Origin of the sequence: Streptococcus merionis DSM 19192 (genome assembly GCF_000380085.1) — a bacterium.
Classification (GTDB): domain Bacteria; phylum Bacillota; class Bacilli; order Lactobacillales; family Streptococcaceae; genus Streptococcus; species Streptococcus merionis.
In genome coordinates this window covers 51,843-69,621 of record NZ_KB904540.1, presented here as the reverse complement: position 1 = coordinate 69,621, position 17,779 = coordinate 51,843, and the positions used below count along the sequence as shown (strand labels likewise).

At 37.1% G+C, this 17,779-nt stretch carries 18 protein-coding genes and 1 pseudogene; 16 read left to right on the top strand and 3 right to left on the bottom strand.

The features are described 5' to 3' along the window. The first annotated feature begins 22 nt into the window (after positions 1-22). Positions 23-706 (top strand): Bax inhibitor-1/YccA family protein, encoded by a 684-nt coding sequence (locus tag A3I5_RS0103625; RefSeq protein WP_018373270.1) that lies wholly within the window; start codon positions 23-25, stop codon positions 704-706. 444 nt (positions 707-1,150) lie between these two features. On the opposite strand, the gene A3I5_RS11565 is transcribed toward A3I5_RS0103625, so the two are convergent. Next, positions 1,151-1,591 (bottom strand): helix-turn-helix domain-containing protein, encoded by a 441-nt coding sequence (locus A3I5_RS11565; RefSeq protein WP_051071084.1) that lies wholly within the window; start codon positions 1,589-1,591, stop codon positions 1,151-1,153. A gap of 197 nt (positions 1,592-1,788) precedes the next feature. Further along, positions 1,789-1,962: pseudogene (locus tag A3I5_RS12565) on the bottom strand (IS3 family transposase); the annotation flags it as partial. Between the two features lie 221 nt (positions 1,963-2,183). Here A3I5_RS12565 and A3I5_RS0103615 point away from each other — a divergent pair. From A3I5_RS0103615 to A3I5_RS0103560, 12 genes are all read left to right on the top strand, one after another. Continuing rightward, positions 2,184-2,939 (top strand): MurR/RpiR family transcriptional regulator, encoded by a 756-nt coding sequence (locus tag A3I5_RS0103615; RefSeq protein ID WP_018373268.1) that lies wholly within the window; start codon positions 2,184-2,186, stop codon positions 2,937-2,939. A gap of 191 nt (positions 2,940-3,130) precedes the next feature. Next, positions 3,131-4,582, top strand: a complete 1,452-nt coding sequence (locus A3I5_RS0103610) for a 6-phospho-beta-glucosidase (protein ID WP_018373267.1) — start codon at positions 3,131-3,133, stop codon at positions 4,580-4,582. A gap of 11 nt (positions 4,583-4,593) precedes the next feature. Next, positions 4,594-5,931 (top strand): PTS sugar transporter subunit IIC, encoded by a 1,338-nt coding sequence (locus A3I5_RS0103605; RefSeq protein ID WP_018373266.1) that lies wholly within the window; start codon positions 4,594-4,596, stop codon positions 5,929-5,931. A gap of 24 nt (positions 5,932-5,955) precedes the next feature. After that, positions 5,956-6,267: a PTS sugar transporter subunit IIB gene (locus A3I5_RS0103600; RefSeq protein WP_018373265.1), complete on the top strand. Its 312-nt coding sequence runs from the start codon at positions 5,956-5,958 to the stop codon at positions 6,265-6,267. A 5-nt stretch (positions 6,268-6,272) separates the two neighbouring features. After that, positions 6,273-6,584 (top strand): PTS sugar transporter subunit IIA, encoded by a 312-nt coding sequence (locus A3I5_RS0103595; RefSeq protein WP_018373264.1) that lies wholly within the window; start codon positions 6,273-6,275, stop codon positions 6,582-6,584. A 127-nt stretch (positions 6,585-6,711) separates the two neighbouring features. After that, positions 6,712-7,614, top strand: coding sequence for an ROK family protein (locus A3I5_RS0103590; protein WP_018373263.1), 903 nt, complete (start codon positions 6,712-6,714; stop codon positions 7,612-7,614). Positions 7,615-7,981: 367 nt separating this feature from the next. After that, complete coding sequence (locus A3I5_RS0103585) at positions 7,982-10,066, top strand: BglG family transcription antiterminator (protein WP_018373262.1); 2,085 nt, start codon at positions 7,982-7,984, stop codon at positions 10,064-10,066. Further along, on the top strand, positions 10,066-10,374 hold the full coding sequence (locus A3I5_RS0103580; RefSeq protein WP_018373261.1) for a PTS sugar transporter subunit IIB: 309 nt from the start codon (positions 10,066-10,068) through the stop codon (positions 10,372-10,374). Before A3I5_RS0103585 ends, A3I5_RS0103580 begins: the two co-directional genes overlap by 1 nt. Before the next feature lie 15 nt (positions 10,375-10,389). Beyond that, entirely contained in the window at positions 10,390-11,679 is a 1,290-nt protein-coding gene (locus A3I5_RS0103575) for a PTS sugar transporter subunit IIC (protein WP_018373260.1), read from the top strand. Positions 11,680-11,703: 24 nt separating this feature from the next. After that, on the top strand, positions 11,704-12,099 hold the full coding sequence (locus tag A3I5_RS0103570; protein ID WP_018373259.1) for a hypothetical protein: 396 nt from the start codon (positions 11,704-11,706) through the stop codon (positions 12,097-12,099). 12 nt (positions 12,100-12,111) lie between these two features. After that, positions 12,112-12,975, top strand: coding sequence for a class II fructose-bisphosphate aldolase (locus A3I5_RS0103565; RefSeq protein ID WP_018373258.1), 864 nt, complete (start codon positions 12,112-12,114; stop codon positions 12,973-12,975). 4 nt (positions 12,976-12,979) lie between these two features. Continuing rightward, positions 12,980-13,588: an AAA family ATPase gene (locus tag A3I5_RS0103560; RefSeq protein WP_018373257.1), complete on the top strand. Its 609-nt coding sequence runs from the start codon at positions 12,980-12,982 to the stop codon at positions 13,586-13,588. Positions 13,589-14,033: 445 nt separating this feature from the next. Here the strand turns inward: A3I5_RS0103560 and A3I5_RS0103555 are convergent, their stop codons facing one another. After that, complete coding sequence (locus A3I5_RS0103555; RefSeq protein WP_018373256.1) at positions 14,034-15,041, bottom strand: LacI family DNA-binding transcriptional regulator; 1,008 nt, start codon at positions 15,039-15,041, stop codon at positions 14,034-14,036. 221 nt (positions 15,042-15,262) lie between these two features. Here A3I5_RS0103555 and rpe point away from each other — a divergent pair, with 221 nt between their 5' ends. The 3 genes from rpe to A3I5_RS0103540 are packed head-to-tail and all read left to right on the top strand — an operon-like array spanning position 15,263 to position 17,778. Beyond that, complete coding sequence (gene rpe / locus A3I5_RS0103550) at positions 15,263-15,913, top strand: ribulose-phosphate 3-epimerase (RefSeq protein WP_018373255.1); 651 nt, start codon at positions 15,263-15,265, stop codon at positions 15,911-15,913. 18 nt (positions 15,914-15,931) lie between these two features. Further along, positions 15,932-16,402 (top strand): ribose 5-phosphate isomerase B, encoded by a 471-nt coding sequence (gene rpiB, locus A3I5_RS0103545; protein ID WP_018373254.1) that lies wholly within the window; start codon positions 15,932-15,934, stop codon positions 16,400-16,402. Between the two features lie 20 nt (positions 16,403-16,422). Next, positions 16,423-17,778 (top strand): PTS transporter subunit EIIC, encoded by a 1,356-nt coding sequence (locus A3I5_RS0103540; protein WP_018373253.1) that lies wholly within the window; start codon positions 16,423-16,425, stop codon positions 17,776-17,778. Position 17,779: the final 1 nt, after the last annotated feature.

Sequence of the window (17,779 nt, the reverse complement as noted above, 5' to 3'; positions counted from 1 at the left end):
TTGACTTAAAGGGAGGAAAATAATGAATAATACTGCTATTCAGACACAGACTGGACTTTCCAGTTTTTATGCTAAAATCTACGGTTTTGTCGCTATGGGAATTGGGCTATCAAGTTTGGTCAGTGGTCTCATGTTAACGGTTTTTCAGCAGCATTTGGTTAATATCATTTTAGGCCCATCGTGGGTACTTTACTTGATTATTCTTGGTGAGCTGGGATTGGTTCTCTTTGCCTCGGGTGCAGCTGCTAAAAATAGCCCAATGGCCTTGCCGCTTTTTCTGATATACTCCGTGGTCAATGGTTACACGCTCAGTTTTATTATTGCTCGTTACACTCAAACGACAGTTCTTCAAGCTTTGCTCAGTGCGACGCTTATGTTTGCGGTCATGGCGACAATCGGTGTGACTGTCAAAAAAGACTTATCTGGGATGGCTAGGGCTTTGATGGGAGCTTTGGTTGGTGTTATTATTGCGTCAATCGTTAATCTTTTCATGAGCAATGGCGCTATGGCCTACATTATCTCTATCATAACGGTTTTGATTTTTGCAGGTCTCATTGCTTGGGACAATCAGCGCATCCGTCAAGTTTACTTTGAGCTTGATGGTCAAGTGCCAACTGGTTGGATCGTATCATTGGCGCTCAACCTTTACCTTGACTTTATCAACCTCTTTATTCATTTATTGACTATTCTATCGAGAAATGATTAAGTAGCAAAAAAGAAGATGGGTGAAAGTCTTTTAGAGGCTGTCTTTACAGAAAAACATTTTTAGTCAATCTTTTCCACTATTTACTGTCGTTTTCTGAGAGTGGGACAAAAATCGGTAATTTCTCAGAAATTCGATTTTGTCGTCCCACCTCCGCATAGTTGAGTAGGGTTCTAAAAGTTGATTTATCAACGTATTAGAGCCCACTCAACCACTGCGTCTTGTCAATAAATAAAAAATACAGGAGTTTGGAAGCACTTTTTATACGTAATCTTCAAAGCTTACATGTTTTGGGGGTGAGGGCGAAGCCATCATGGTGGCCTGTCCCAGACCCTTGTTTTATCCCAAAAAGCTCATCTCGCAGTGGTTTGGAAGAAGTGGGAGAAGGAGCGCAAAAGCTGGTTAGACAAGGGAAAAAGTTGTTTTTTTTGTGGTGAAGTAAGAGTGTTAGCGATTTTGTTTACGATATTGATTAGGGGTACAATGGTATCTCTTTTTAAATTGTTTAAAAAAGTAATTGACAGAGTTAAAACCGGATTCCTCTGCGATATGATCAATGGTGTGATCGGAATGAATCAGTAAATCACTAGCAAGCAGCAGGCGTTTTTCTAAGAGAATCTCTTGAAAATTTTTTCCTGTGTATTTCTTAAGCATGTTACTGAGGTAATTGCTATTGTAGCCAAAAACGTTAGCTAATTCAGCTAATTTTAACTGCTGATAATGGCTATCAATATAGTCAAGGACTTCTGTGTATTTGAATTTGTAGCGATTAAGGATTTTTCGTTGTTTATCTTCATAGACTCTTAAGGATTCCATTAAAATAAGCTGTAGGTAATGGGCGACAAATTGCTCAGAATGGTGTCCGTAACCCCAATATTCTGCTAACATCAATTGAAATTGTGTGTGGATTTGTCGATAGTGTGACGTATCAAAAATGATAAATTGGTCATGATTGGCTTGCTGATTAAACGCATCCGCAAGGAAGCTAGCTAAAAGGCTGCTGTCTTGTTCTAGTTTGTATAAAAAGAGCGAGGAAAATGAATGAACGGCTCCCTGTCAAGTAGACAGTCAAATAATAAAAGATGTTAGGCAACCTGATTCCTGAATTCCCAAGGAGTTAGGCTGTTTAATTTTGTTTGATAACGTTGTGTGTTGTAAAACTCAATGTAGCTTTCCACATCTGCGACTAGCTCCTCATAGGTCTTGTATTTCTTAAAATGGTAAGATTCTGTCTTGAACTGTCCAAAGAAACTCTCAAGGAGATAGGCGACATCATCCTATTCTCAGTTGGCGGAGTGATCTCTCGTGAGTCTGATACAGTTGAACAATCTTTTCTTTTTCCTCCACTGATTTTGAACTTTTTTTGGACATACGAAAACTCCCTTTATCGTTTCTAGTGAATTTTGTTTTTTCACAGTCTACTATTTTTATTTGATTGTTTATGCTACAATAATGGCAACGAATAAAAAGGAGAACTATCATGGCTTTTTTAGAAAAAGTTAATCTTAACAAGCTTACCCCAACAGAACTTGATATTTTTTCATATATAGTTGGTCAAGTTGAAAAGATTCCATACATGCGTGTACGCGATATTGCCAAAGAAGCACATGTTTCTTCAACATCTGTATTTCGCTTTATTCAACAAATTGGCTTTGAATCCTTTATTGATTTTCGATACTATGTCAAAGAATATCTCAAATCTGAGCATTCCAAAACCGAGATTACTTCTTCAACAGTGGCTGATCATATTCGAATGCTATCTATCGATGATTTTTCACCTGATATTGATCAACAAATCACCTTCCTTGCTAAAAAAATGATTCAAGCAGATCTCATTATCTTTATGGGCCTAGGATCTTCTGGTGCTATGGCAGAATATGCTGGTTACAAAATTAGCAATCTGAATTATCCAAGTATCTTTCTTAAAAACTTTCAATTACCGAATATTATTCGTGAGAACGAAAAAACAGTTTTGTTAACCTTTACTGTATCAGGAAGCACAAGGGAGTGTGTTGAACTGCTCTCTCAAGTTTCTCAACTCAATCATCTCTTTAAATGCTGTATCACACAAAATAAAGAAAGTAATGCTGCCCAGCAATCCGATTATGTAATTAGCTACAAAATGCATGAAAGACGTAAAAAAGTATATCTGGATCTTTCCAATCAATTGCCGGTTATGATCATCATTGAGACCCTTTGTGATTATCTCGAAAGGCATCGAAATCAAACTTTATAAAAACGATAGAGACTGTTGAGGAATGCTATTCACACGAGATTAGAAATTTAGAAATCTATTTTTGGAACACTATGTTCCGAAAATGGATTTTTTTCTTTTCGTTTGGAACAATGAACAGGTTTTCAGAAAGCGCACACAAATGGAAAACTTTCTGCTACAATATAATCATCAACTAGAAGAGGTGAAAATGCATGACATTTAATTCTGATTTTTTATGGGGTGGTGCTGTTGCAGCTCATCAAATTGAAGGTGCATGGAATGTTGATGGTAAAGGGATGAGTACAGCTGATGTATTGACTGCTGGTACTTACCAGATTCCTCGTCGTATTACGGATGGTATTCTCCCTTCGGAACACTATCCGAATCATGAAGCCATTGACTTCTATCATCGATACAAAGAAGATCTGCAATTATTCCACGAGTTAGGATTGAAAGCATTTCGTACTTCCATTAATTGGACACGAATCTTTCCTAATGGAGATGATGAAACACCCAATGAAGTAGGGTTACAATTTTATGATTCCCTCTTTGATGAATGTTTACGCTTAGGTATCGAACCTGTGATTACTTTATCTCATTTCGAAATTCCTTACAACATTTATCAAAAATATGGTGGATTTAAAAATAAAGCGGTTATCGATTTATTTGTTCGCTTTTCCGAAACTGTAATGAAACGCTACAAAAATAAAGTGAAATATTGGATGACCTTTAATGAGATCAACAACCAAGCCGATGCTCATGATATTCTCGTTTGGACAAATTCAGCTGTACAATTTTCTCAAGGAGATAACAAAGAAGAAATTGTATTCCAAGCAGCTATTAACGAATTAATTGCCAGCGCCAAAGTGGTTGCTCTAGGGCACCAGATTAATCCCGACTTTAAGATTGGTTGTATGATGGCCTATGTCCCGATTTATCCAGCAACAAGCAAACCAGAGGATCAAATGGCGGCTTTAAAAATGATGGATCGACGCTTCTTTTATAGTGATGTTCACGCTCGTGGTGTGGTTCCAAGCTATATTGAACATTTATGGAAACAAAAAAGATATTCGATTGAATTGTCCGATGAAGAACGTCGTATCCTAAAAAATGGAACAGTTGATTATATTGGTTTTAGTTATTATATGTCTGGTACTGTTACAACAAATTCCACATCTCAAGGAATGCCGGTGGACGTCTATCCTAATGCAGCCATCGTCAAAAACAATTATGTCCAAGCAAGTGATTGGGGGTGGCAAATTGATCCAGTTGGTCTGCGCTACATTCTTAATGTCGCCTACGAACGTTATAATCTCCCACTCTTCATCGTAGAAAATGGCCTAGGTGCTTATGACAAGGTTGATTCAGATGGACGAATTCGTGATCAATACCGTTGTGAATATCTGAAAAATCACATTGATCAAATGAGATTAGCAGTGGAAGAAGATGGAGTTGAACTATTGGGATATACTCCATGGGGAATCATTGACATTGTCAGTTTCGGTACAGGTGAAATGGAAAAACGTTACGGCATGATCTATGTCGATAAAGATAATCAAGGAGACGGGACGTTGGAACGTAAGAAAAAAGATTCCTTTCACTGGTATCAAAAAGTGATTGCCACAAATGGACAAGATTTGACCATTACATCGATAAACCCATAAGGAGAAAAATCATGATGGAAAAAATTGAAAACTTTTTAAATGAATTTATTGGTCCAGTCGCTACCTATATGAATGATAGTCTGTTTTTTAGCTCATTATCTGAAGCTTTTATGCGACTAACGCCCATTACACTTGGCGGAGCTCTCGTTCTTCTCATTGGAAACTTTCCGATTCCTGCTTGGATTTCATTTCTAAGTGATATCGGCATTACAGCTCACATTACAGCTGCACAAAATGCAACCATGAATGCTCTAGCTCTTTTTGTAACCTTTAACTTTGCATATATTTATGTAAAAAAAGCTAATTATGAAGCTCTATCAGCTGGTCTATTAGCAGTGGCGGGTTTCTTAATTTTAATGCCGCAAAATTATCAACTCTTTGATATGGCAGTTGTACCTGAAAGTTTTCCAAGTCAAGTTGTTGTGAATGAAGTCAATACCTTAACAGCTTTTGGTACCAATTATACAGGAGCAACTGGCATCATTGTAGCCATTCTCGTGGGATGGTTAATAGGCCTTTTGTATGTTTTTCTCAATAAAAAGAACATTGTCATCAAACTTCCTGCCAGTGTCCCACCAAATGTATCCGAATCATTACGTCCTTCTATTCTTTCGGGTATTATCTTAGTTGGATTCGTCTTGATTCGAATCGTCTTTACCTTTGCTCCAGTCTTAAGTGAATTCGGTAATATCTTTGCTTTTATTGGCGGACTGGTTCAAGCACCGTTACAAGGAATTCTTTCGAATCCATTTAGTCTTATCATCATTTCTACGATTACCAATGTCTTCTGGTTTTTTGGCATCCATCCGAATATGGTTTATGGAGTCATCATGCCTATGATGCTTGCGAATGGTATCGAAAACCAAAATGCCTTTTTATCTGGTACTGCATTACCATTTTTGACTTTTGCGGTTGTTGGATTTACTTTGGGAAATGGCTTTGGTGGTCAAGGTACAACATTAGGATTAGTTGCTTCCATGTCTTGTGCTCAATCGCAACGCTACAAGCAGTTATTCAAATTAGCAGTTGTTCCAAGTTTATTCAACATTAATGAACCACTCGTATTTGGTATGCCGATTATGATGAATCCCATCTTCTTTATTCCTATGTTAATCAGTCCGCTGTTCATTGGTGGTGGAGCTTATCTTTTGATTAAGTTATTGAACTTTACAGAATTTAATCCAATGATTAGCCTTCCTTGGACAACAACTGGAATCGTCACCGCCCTACTTCAAGGCGGATGGAAGTTACTTCTAATCGCTTTATTTGTAATTATCATCAGTACGATCATTTGGTATCCATTTTTTGCCATTGCTGATAAAAAAGCATTAGAAGAAGAAAAAGCATAGAAAACATTGAAAGGATGTACCAATATGACCAAAATCGTATTAGTCTGTTCAGCAGGAATGTCAACTAGTTTACTAATGAATAAAATGGAGGAATATGCACAAACCATTCATCTAGACTTAGATGTGGTGGCTTATCCAATTGCTGAAGTCAACGAAAAGGGACAAGATGCTGACGTAGTTTTTTTAGGACCTCAAGTTCGTTTTAATCTGAATAAAGTTCAACAAGCATTTCCCGACAAGCCTGTTGAGGCCATCAACATCCAAGATTATGGCATGATGAACGGCAAAAATGTTGTCAAGCATGCCCTTGAATTATTAGAAAAGAATAGAGGTTAATATTAATGGACGGATTAGAATTAGTTGCATTTCAGATTATCTCATCAGTAGGGACTGCTCGCTCATGCTATATCGAAGCAATTCAAGAAGCCAAGAATGGCAATTTTGACACGGCTCACTCTTTAATCAAAGAAGGCGAAGAAAACTATGTCACTGGTCACCATGCTCATGCCGAATTAATTCAAAAAGAAGCAAATGAGGAAAATATTCCATTCAGTCTCATTTTGATGCATGCTGAAGACCAACTAATGAGTGCGGAAGCTTTCAAGATTATTGCTGAAGAATTCATTGAAATTCACCAACAATTGCAACAATAACTATGAAGAGCAAATAAAAAAACTTCACCCCATTCTTGAAGTATTCCCAAAAAGTTAGATATAATATTTTATCCCGAGGTGGACTTGGAACGAATGGATCAGCTGTTGAAGAAATGAGGAAAAAACGATGAATCATTACTTAAGCATTGATGTAGGAGGAACTCATATCAAGTATGCTCTGTTTGATAAGAGCGGAAAATTATTACAAAAGAACCATTGTGAGACACCTCAGAACTTGGAAGCTTTTCTTGTTGTGGTTGATCAACTGATCGCTGCATTTGCTGAGCAAATTAGAGGTGTGGCGGTGAGTTGTCCGGGCAAGATTGATACAAAGGCTGGTATCATTTACTATGGAGGTGCTTTAACTTATTTACACGAGTTAAATCTTTCAAAGCATATCTGGGAAAAATTTGGTCTTCCTGCAACGGTCGTAAACGATGGAAAAGCTGCTGCTTTAGCGGAGTTTTGGCAAGGAAATCTAAGGGGAGTTAACCATGGTCTAGCTCTTATTTTGGGAACAGGTGTTGGAGGTGGCATTATTTCAGATGGGAAGTTGCTGTTAGGCCAACACTTTCAGGCGGGAGAATTGAGTTTGATGGCTGTACCGAGCGAGACTCTCCAACCTCTGGACATGCTTGGCATGAATGGCTCAGCTGTGCGAATGATTGGACGAGTCGCCGAGAAATTGGGACTTGAAAATCGTAAGGATGGGAGAGCTGTTTTTGAAGCGATCAATGCTAAAGATGAGAGAGTTTACCCTATTTTTCAAGATTTCTGTCGAAATATCGCCTATTTAATTTATAATGTTCAGGCAGTGCTAGATATGAAGCGAGTGGTCATTGGCGGTGGCATCAGCGCCCAGTCGGTTGTACTGGAGGAAATTCAGGCACAATACCAATCCATTCTAAACGGTTTAGGGCCGTTTCAATTCATGGTGACGCCTGTTGATATACAAGTCTGCGCTTTTGGTAGCGAAGCTAACCTAATCGGAGCTATCTATCAGTTGATGCTCATGGAAAAATCCTTGTAAATAACTAAGAAATAGTTTGCATGAAAAATCCCAAAAGAAAAGGATTAATCTCTAAACAACAAAACTGCAAGAAAGCGACGTTTACCTAACGTGGCTTTCTTGCAGTTTTTAGTAGCTGTATTTATGATAAGCTATGTGATTTTGAGGAACAAAGATTTGTAAAAATACGAGCAAGCATCTACAATAATGGAGGTGTTTTTGTCTTTTTTAGAGATAGTAAGCAGTTTTACTTAAGCTTGATAATTTAGGTGAATTTAAAGTTGTCTTTCTAACATGCTTACTTTTTTGCCATCATATTTGGAAAAAATATCTACTATCTATAAAAACGTTTTCATATTATACTAAACATATAAGGAAAGGAGATTCCATGAAAGAACGTTCAACTCTAATACTCAATAAGTTACTGACTTCTAAATTTCCCATTCCTTTAAAACGCTTCGAGACAGACTTTAGCGTCAGTGCTAGGACTATTCGAAATGATATTGTGGCTATAAATGAGTTCTTAGCTGAAAAAGGCTTTCCCTTAATTTTTTCTGTGAGATCGCAAGGTATTACTTTGCATTTAACAGTAGAGCAAGAATGTCAGTTGAAGACGGAACTAGAGATTGATGACGCTACTGATTTCTTAAATCGGGATGAACGGCATTTGGATATGCTACTTGATTTAGCATTTGGAAAGGAGAAGGTCTTTCTTTATAAAAAGGAAAGGTTTTATCAAATTTCCAAGTCAACGATGGATGAAGATATGCGCCAGTTCAGACAGCTTTTAAAACCGTATCAGATTGATGTAGTAAGTCACCCTAAAGATGGTCTGTTGTTTAAAGGGCAGGAGTCAGCTATTCGTGTTATGCTTTTTACCATTATCAGTCAGGAATTGGTAAAATCGCACGAGCATCTTGAGGGAGTAAAGTCGCGAATTATAAACCGTTATCTGCCAGAAAAGATATTGGTCAAGTTGGATGGTATTTTTGATTTTACGATTTCAAAACGTGAGGCTAGTCTCTACCGTACCTATTTCAATTTGTTTACAGCTATTTGGATGTTACGCTTGACCTCTGGTCATTATATCAACGAGGACCAAGGTGAAGTAGTTGATATTTCGCTATCTGAGTGGTTAGAACTCTATCTAACACAGATAAATCGCGAGTTTTCGTTGTCGATTTCTAAGATTGAAAAGAATTATATTGCCTTTATTTTAAAGACCTTTAACATGCAGGAAGCTGCTAATCCTAACAATTGGCTTCAACTACAGATGCTTGTCATTCAGTTGATTCATTTCGTAGAAGAAAAAACAAAAATCCCTTTCAGTCAAAAGGAGAGACAGCTTCAGAAAGCCCTTTACAATCATATGATTGGTATGGCAGCTAGAGTGAAAAATGGGATACAGTTAACAAATCCCTTAACAGATCGTATTAAACACAGTTATGGAGTTATTTACCTAGCTGTTAAAGAGTTTTCGAAGCAATTAAGCCAGTTGTTTCAGCTTGAGATTATTGATGATGAAGTGGCGTTTTTAACGATCCATTTTTCAACGGCTTTGAGTGAAATAAACCAAGCTAATTACGGAACTTACCGAGCAGTTGTTGTTTGTAATCAAGGACTTGCTACTGGTAAGCTACTCGCAGAAAATTTGAAAGAATTTTTCAACATAGAAATTTTGGCTATATTAAATTCACGTGAAATTGATATTATTCAAAAACTAGATGTTGATCTTGTATTTTCAACAATTGAGATTGACTATCAAGCTAAGCCTTTGTTGGTTTTAGATTCCATTATTCAAGAGGATACAAAGGTACGAGTCCAACAATTTTTGAATTTGCATAAGGATAAACAAATTATCACTGCCAAAAGTTCTGATTTTACGCAGCTATTTATGGATATTTTAAAAATTATGGAAGAAGAGGGGCCAGTCAACAAAATCACCTATGAGCAAGTTCAAACATTATTTCAAAAAAACCATTTAAGGATAAATAAAAGAGAGGTTCAACCTATGATTGAAGATATTTTGACAGATGATAAGATAATGATTTGTCAAGAAAAGACCGAGTGGCGTGGTGCTATCAAATATGTCGGCAATCCCTTAAAAGAACAAGATATTATTACTGATGCCTATATTGATGCCATGATTGAAAGCGTTGAAGAGTATGGCCCCTATATTGTCATTGCTCCAGGATTGGCTCTCGCTCATGCCAGACCAGATGATGGAGCTAAGCAGTTGGGGTTGAGTATGGCTATTTTTGAAGAACCTGTCCTATTTGAATCAGAAGATCAAGAAGATCAAGAGGTTTGTGTTATTTTTTGTCTATCGGCAGTAGATGCTTTTTCACATCTAAATGTTATGAAAAGTCTTGTCAATCTCATGAGAGATACAGATAAGATTGAGCGATTGTCCCAAGCAAGGGATATTGAAACGGTTAAAAACATTTTATTCCATTCAAAGGAGGAAAACTAATGGGTAAGAGGTTAGATATTTTATTTGTCTGTGGTGCTGGGCTTGGAAGTAGTTTTGCAGCACAGATGGCAGCAGAAGATGTCCTAAACAAATATCAAGTAGATGCCAAATTAGACCATGTTGATATTTCCACGGCTGCATCTGTCCAGCCAGATATTATTATTACAGCTCAAAACTTCCAAAAACAATTTGCTACCTTTTCGATAGATGAAAGCAAAACAGCTATTATTTATCTGAAAAATATTGTCTCTTCAGCAGAGATTGAAGACAAACTAATCCCAGTCTTAAAAGAAAAAAATATTATATAAAAAGGAGATTAGAAAATGGGCATTGTTAATTTTATTATCAATAACATTTTAACTCAGGCAGCTATTACCATAGCTTTAATCGCTATGTTAGGTTTGCTCTTGCAGAAAAAATCGTTCGGTCAGGTTCTTTCTGGAACGCTGAAGACCTTACTAGGTTTCCAAGTTCTTAGTGCTGGGTCTAGTATCATCGTAGGTAGTCTAACATATTTTGGTGAAATCTTCCAAAAAGGGTTCCATACGCAAGGGATTGTTCCTTCTATTGAGGCTATTAATGGTCAGGCTATGAATGAATTAGGTCTGGGAAGTGATATTGCCTTAACCTTCCTAGCTATCTTTATCTTTAATATTATTTTCGCTCGCTTTACTCAGTGGAAATATATTTTCTTGACAGGTCAAGCGATTCTTTGGATGGCCACTATGGCAACTGTCTTTGGATATTTTGCTGGCCTTAGAGGGTTTGTCTTGATTGTTGTTGGTGGTATCGTAGGGGGCGCTTTTGCAGTTGCCATGCCAGCCATTGCTCAGCCTATTATTCGTAAAGTAACAGGTTCAAACGATATTGCGCTTGGTCATTTTTGTACTATTGGTTATCTCTTTGAAGCGGGTGTTGCTAAAATATTTGGAGAAAAGGGTGAAAATAAACGCTCTATTGAAGATATCGAACTGCCAAAAGCCTTTGACTTTTTGCAAGATACTTATTTATCAGTGATGGTAGTTATGGTTCCGTTATATATTATCACAGCTCTTTTTGCTGGACCTGATGCTGTTGATACAGGAAGTCAACAATATGTAATGTATGCCTTCATGCAGTCTATTCAGTTTGTGGTTGGTGTTTATGTCTTGCTTTCGGGTGTCCGTTTGCTCTTGGCGGAAATTGTTCCAGCTTTCCGTGGTATCGCTATGAAGTTGGTTCCGGATGCTATTCCAGCTTTGGATTGTCCTGTATTCTTTCCATACTCACCTAATGCTGTTATCCTCGGATTTATTACTACAACTATCGGTACGGTTATCGCGATGTTGACGCTTCCACTGCTTGGTCTAGCAACTATTCTACCAGGGATGCTGACTAACTTCTTTGCAGGAGGTACAGCGGGTATCTTTGGTAATGCTGTTGGAGGTCGCCGAGGTGCTATAATTGGAGGCATTGCTCATGGGTTCTTCATTACATTACTACCAGCTCTTCTCGTAGCAGCCTTTAACCAATTAGGTTTCATAAATGCGACAGCAACTGACGTTGATACTGTTGTAGCAGCATTGCTTTATGCTTGGCTTTTAAGTCCAATCTTTAAAATATTATCTATCTAATCTTTGCAGAAAGGAGAAAATCAGATGTTTTCATTCTTTAAAAAGAAGGAGAAATCAAATAAGACTGAGCAAACTCAGCCTCTGTTAACTGAGGAAGAACGTCAAGATTTACTCGCTAAGATTGAAGCTGAGAGGGAGGCGCAATCATCTCTTGAGTCTGACCATGACCTTGCTAACTCCTATGAAAAAGTAGGTATTTGGCAGGCTGAACTAGAAGAAATTGATGAAGCTATTAAATCCTTGGAAGCTAGTTTAGATAAAGAGCTGAGTATGGGTGACGGTTATAAAAAATTGATGAGTCTTTACAATCAAAAAAGAGCTCAAGCTGCTAAAGATAGAGATAACAGCGCTATTGAACACTATATGAATAAGATGGATGATATGCGTAATATAGCCAAGAAACTAACATTGTCTAGATAAGGAGTTAATACCATGTATAAAACCATGAAAGAAGTTACCGATATTGCAGAAAGATTAAACATGACAATTGGTGCCTTCAATATGCACAATTTAGAGATGTTGCCAGATATGATTCGAGCAGCTGAGGAGATGGGAGCTCCCATTATAATTCAGACCAGTATTGATACCGCTAAGTATATCGGCTACTCTGTAGTTGTGGCTGTTGTCAAAGAGTTGGCCAATAATAGTTTGGTTGATGTAGCACTTCACTTGGATCACGCTAGGGACTTTGGAGCTATCAAGGACGCCATTGCAGCAGGCTACTCCAGTATCATGTTTGACGGTTCTAACCTTCCTTTTAAAGAAAATATTGAAAAAACACGCTTAGTAGTGGAATATGCGCATGCACGTGGGGTGTCGGTTGAAGGTGAATTAGGAACGATCGGTGGTACCGAAGAAGGGATTTCTGTAGATGAAGGCGATAAAGTCTACACGCGCCCAGAAGATGCTATCGTCTTTGTTCGTGAAACCGGCGTAGATGCTTTGGCGGTTGGAATCGGGACGAATCACGGTCAGTTTAAATCGAAAACAGATGTTCAGGTACCTTTATTGAAAGAAATTCATAGTGCTGTTGACGTCCCGTTGGTTATCCACGGTGGTACAGGTGTTAAGGAAGAAGATTATCCAGAACTCATTAACAACGGTATCCGTAAGTTTAATGTCGGTACGGAATTGTTAGTCAACTGGACACAAGAAGCAAAGAATGCTTTTACTGAAACAGCTGTTAATAAATCCTTACGATACAACGTTATCCCAGCTAATCAGAAGGTCAAAGAGATTGTTAAAAACAAAATTAGCCTCTTTATGAATACACAAGAGTCTTTGAATAACAAATAAAACTATGAAAAAATATCTAATTCTTCTGGCAGGGCCTCCTGCAACAGGAAAGACCTATTTAGTCAATCTCATTAGAGAGGTACTACCAAAAATGTATGTCGTGTCTCCTGACGAATTTAAGGAAGACATGGCTGAAAGTGTGGGTTTTAATAGCTTGGAAGAAAAAGCTTTATTAGAGGAAAAAGTCTGGTTCTATTACTACCAAGCTTTGAATATTTATATGACAGTTGGTAAGCAATTCATTTTGACTGAATATCCCTTTTCCATTAAACAAAAAGGAAAACTAAAGGGATTAGCGGAACAGCATAATTATGAAATAATTACGATCCGTTTGACGGCTGATTTTGAAACGCTTTGGAACAGACGTCGTGCGCGCGATCTTGCTAAAGATAGGCACCTGAGTTTTATCATGACACACTACCATTATGGAGATGTTTTAGATAATCGTGAACTTGCTGATAATCACATCAGTAAAGGTGATTTTTATAATATTATCGAAGCCAGGCGGTATAATCATTTTTCTCTAGGAAAACTATACACATTGGACGTCACAGATTATGATAAAGTTGATTATACACCTCTTATGAAGGCTCTTAGAAGCTTAGCTGACTAATTATTCCTGAAAACCTTTTGGATCCAATTCGAGAGATTTAGGGCTGTTTTTGCCATTTAGCAAGGCCAATAACTCTCAACCGAGAGAATAGGTGAGCACTTTCGTCTACAAAAGGGATTGGATAAAAGTTAGAAATCCAGCTTGCAAAGTAAATATTAAAGAGAGTTTGTAACCGAAAGCTTTTCAATTACAGTAGCTGACTGGCTTTTAGTTACCTATTATATAGGTTTTAGTCTTACGGATAAGATGGCAAAATCTCTAAACAACAAAGCTGCATGAAAGCGGCGTTTACCTAACGTTGCTTTCTTGCAGTTTTTAGTAGGGTAGGGTCACGGGACTTCAACCTTATTTGCCGAGATGAATAGCCTGAAGACTACTTAGCGATTTATCAAGTGGGTTTGAGGAATAGAATAAAAGATTCAGTATGACGTGTTTTTGCTATAACTTAATCTTTTCTTATTGACTCTCTTATTGCAAGGGTCGTCTGGATTTTATAATGTTTACCCAATTCCTTAGGGCTGTTTAGGAGACTTTTTAATTTTTCAACACTAATCTTAGCTATTTCGGGAATATCCTGAACGACAGAAGCGAGTGGAGGAGTCAAGAAGATATTACTTGGTATATCATCAAAGCCTATAATCATGATATCATCTGGAATCCGAATATTTAATTGTTTAATAACATTATAAGTAAGAGCCGCAATATGATCATTTAACGCAAAAATAGCATCAATTTTAGAATTTGCTCTTAAAAAGTCTTTTAAATTTTTTTCATAATGATTTTGATTATCATTAAATTCAAAATAATGATTGTATTTTTGATAGGATATTCCCGTGTCTCTCAAAGCTGCTTTAAATCCTTCAAAACGCCTACTAGATGAGGTAGAGCTATGGGTATGTGTTAAGAATATTGGGTGTTTAGAACCAGCTGATACCAATTTTAAAGTAGCATCGTATGCCCCTTGAAAATGATTGCTACCAATAAAAACAGTTTCTTTCGGATTTTGTGGTTCTCTATCAATACAGATATAAGGTATTTCCTTTAATTCAATGATATCACTATTAAATTTATCAGCACCTGAAATAATAATTAGACCATCAACACCCTTTCTACTAAGCGTTTTTAAGTAAGATTGTTCTTTTTGAAAGTCACGAGCAGTGTTACAAATAATAGTTGAATAATTTAGCTCATAGAGTAGTCCCTCAATGATTTCAATTAATTTCGCGAAAAAATAATTTGTAATATCGGGCACTATAATTCCGATAGTGTAAGACCGATTGGTTCTTAGAGTTTGAGCACGTGAATCGACCTGATAACCAGTCTCTTCAATCGTTTTTAATACCTTTTTGCGGGTTTCTTCGGAAAATCGACCATTGTCATTAATCACTCTTGAAACGGTCGCGACAGAAACCCCTGCCATCTTAGCAATATCTTTTATAGAATACGTTTTCAAAAAATATCCCCCTCAAAAAAATTTTTTATTGACAATCTTTTATGAAAGTGTTATCATTGATACATCAGGTAAACGATTACCCAAGTTTATACTTAATTATATCGTTTCCTCAAATTTTTTTCAAGAATGAGTAAACGATTACTCGTCGCAAATATCGCCTAATTTTTAGGCGAAAAAATTTTTCAAGAATGAGTAAACGATTACTCAACAAGGAGGTCTTTATGCAAAAATTACTTTGTCCATCTATGATGTGTGCCGATTTTTCTAATTTAGAACAAGAGGTTCATAATCTTGATGAGGCAGGTTTTGAAATTTTCCATATGGATATTATGGATGGGCACTTTGTTCCAAATTTTGGAATGGGGTTACAGGACTTTGAATTGGTTAGGAAATCAACCAAAAAATTAGTTGATGTTCATTTGATGATTCAAGATCCTGGAAGATATGTTGATCAGTTTGCTGATTTAGGAGCAGATATCATTTATGTCCATGTCGAAGCAGACCAACAAATCACGCGGACATTGGGTCGTATCAGAGAAAAAGGGAAAAAGGTTGGTATTGCAATCAATCCTGGAACCTCTGTGGAATCTATTAAAGTATTACTACCTCTAGTGGATTATATTATGGTAATGACGGTTAATCCGGGATTTGCTGGTCAAAAATATCTCGATTTCGTTGATACGAAAATGGATGAATTGCTAACATTATCCACCCAATACGGTTATCAGTTGATGGTTGATGGTGCCATCTCTCCTGAGAAAATTGAAAAGTTAAGTCGAAAGGGGGTTACTGGCTTTGTCCTTGGGACTTCAGCACTGTTTGGCAAAGAGAGGAGCTATAGGGAAATATACAATAATTTAAAAAATTTATAGCATTGGAGGAAACTAATAATGAAAATTGCAATTGGAAGTGACCATGTAGGATTAGAACTAAAACTGACTATAGCTGAGTTTCTAAAGGAATTGGGCTATGAAGTTGATGATTTTGGACCATTCTCTGCTGAGCGGACTGACTATCCTAAATATGGGAAGCTTGTTGCACAGAGTGTTTCAAGCGGTTCGAATGATCTTGGGATTTTAATTTGTGGTACTGGTGTTGGCATATCTATTGCAGCTAATAAAGTAAAAGGTATACGTGCAGTTGTTTGCAGTGAACCATACTCAGCTAAATTATCTAGAGAACATAATAATACGAATATTTTAGCATTTGGCTCTAGAGTTATCGGTTCGGAATTGGCTAAAATGATAGTAAAGGAATGGCTTAGCGCTTCCTTTGAAGGTGGCAGACACGAACGGAGAGTGAACGAAATTAAGGCTATTGAAGAGCAAAATTTAGAAGTATTTGAGAAATTAGCAAAATAAAAAATTTTAAGGAGGCTGAGATGTCTAAGTATAATACTCTAGCAAAAGAAATCGTTAGTTATGTGGGCGGGGAAGGAAATATAAAATCCTTAGCACATTGCGCTACACGTTTGCGTTTCCGTCTGATTGATATAGAAAAAGCTGATAAGGAATCCTTGTTAAATCTCAAAGGGGTGTTGAACGTTGTTGAGAGTGGCGGACAATATCAAGTTGTCATTGGAAATGAAGTCGGTAATGTGTTTAATGCCATTCAAGAACTTTACGGCATTTCAGGTCAAAAAATTGATACTGTCGAAAAAGATGATTTAAAAGTTAGAGGAAGATTTATAGATAGTATTGTAGATCTGGTAACAGGTATATTTACTCCGGTACTACCAATTTTAATTGGAGGTGGGATGATACGTGCTCTATTAATGATTGGAACTACCTTTTTAGGATTGAAATCAACGGATGGTTTTTATATCGTGTTAAATGAGATTTATAATGCGGTATACTCGTTCCTTCCGATTTATTTAGCCTATACATCTGCAAAAAAATTTAAATGTAATCCTTTTATAGCTGTCGTTGCAGCTGTGGCAATGGTCAGCCCTGTTATTCAATCTAGTGTTCAAAGTGAAGAGGGATTAGAATTTTTAGGAATAAAAATGCTATTTCCTGCGCAAGGGTATGGCTCTTCGGTTATACCTATTATCCTAACAGTTTATTTTATGGCAAAAGTGGAATTTATATGTGAAAAATATATCCATCCCGTTGTGAAAAATATTTTAACCCCTTTGCTCGTACTTTTTATCACGGTTCCCTTGATGTTCATAGTTATTGGTCCTATTGCCAATACACTTCAAAATATTCTTGGGGAAGCCTACTCTTGGTTATATGAGTTAAGTCCATTAATCTCTGGAATAGTATTAGGGGGTCTTTGGCAAGTATTGGTTGTTTTTGGGCTTCATTGGGGGATTATTCCCTTGGGGCAAATCAATCTCGCACTTTATGGGAGAAATACAATTAATGCAATTACAGGCCCAAGTAACTGGGCTCAAGCTGGATCTGCATTAGGTGTTGCTCTAAGATCAAAAGATAAGGATATTAGAGAGACTGCATTTTCTGCTGCAGTAACAGGATTTTTCTCAATTACTGAGCCAGCAATCTATGGTATAAATCTAAAATACAAAAAACCTTTTTATATAGCGGTAATGATGGGAGCTCTATCAGGTGGAATTGCTGGATCTGCTAATGCAGCCGCAATCGCTGGGGGACCTGTCGGCATATTGTCATTTCCACTTTTTGTAGGTGAAGGCTTTGTAGCATTTATTGTCTCTATGGTAGTAGCTTTTGTAGGTTCAGCAATATTGACCTTCTTATTTGGGTATAAAGATTAAG